We start from the raw sequence: 620 nt of genomic DNA, 5'->3' as shown, positions 1-620 counted from the left end.
CTCTGATGCAACGTTCGAGTCTAAATTTGGCATCAAGTCTGCCTCAACAGAAGAAGGGATTTCTTCCAATGTGCGGCTGTTCGCTTGATTGATCGATTCATTGAGCGCTTCTTTAACTTCCACTGGATTCCGATGACCCATTGAACATCCCATTAAAGAAGCAATCGTTATTCCTACAACTAATTTGCGCATATCTGATCGGGCTCTGGTTATTATTGTTTTACGTTTAAATCAAAAAGCTTTGGGTCCCACTGACGGTTACCACGCTTTAAAGTTACAAATTCACTATTAATGCTCGCGACGCGATAACCCTTAAATAGCTCGCCTTTTTCGACAAGTTTGTTATCCATAATCGCGATACAATCAGTACTTGGCTTACACACAATACTGTTGAGCTTAGGCAGTCGATACCGTTTAACTTTTGGTTTCGCTGACGTTTCAACCGCTGGCTTTTCCCAACCAAGTGGGGCCGTTGGGTCTTGGTTTGCCCAAGCGGTTCCTGCCGCTGCCATAACAAGCAATGAGATGATGAGTCTGTTAACCACCAATAAACTCCTCTCTAGATCCTAGTGTGTAAACTTCTAACACAAGCTTCGCTTTCGGATACTCTTCGGCTCTTT

The 620-nt window shown here is 43.5% G+C and carries 1 protein-coding gene and 2 pseudogenes; all 3 read right to left on the bottom strand.

Annotated features, from left to right (window positions below):
• Window positions 1-192 (bottom strand): annotated as a pseudogene (locus tag R7Z77_RS26550) (pilus (MSHA type) biogenesis protein MshL); the annotation flags it as partial.
• Between the two features lie 20 nt (window positions 193-212).
• Window positions 213-545, bottom strand: coding sequence for an MSHA biogenesis protein MshK (locus R7Z77_RS26545; RefSeq protein WP_318137197.1), 333 nt, complete (start codon window positions 543-545; stop codon window positions 213-215).
• Window positions 538-620 (bottom strand): annotated as a pseudogene (locus tag R7Z77_RS26540) (MSHA biogenesis protein MshJ); the annotation flags it as partial. The gene R7Z77_RS26545 and the pseudogene R7Z77_RS26540, both read right to left, overlap by 8 nt.

It is taken from the genome of Vibrio sp. 1401, assembly GCF_033340295.1.
Note: the sequence above shows the minus strand (reverse complement) of the source record. Positions and strands in the feature narration are given on the sequence as shown.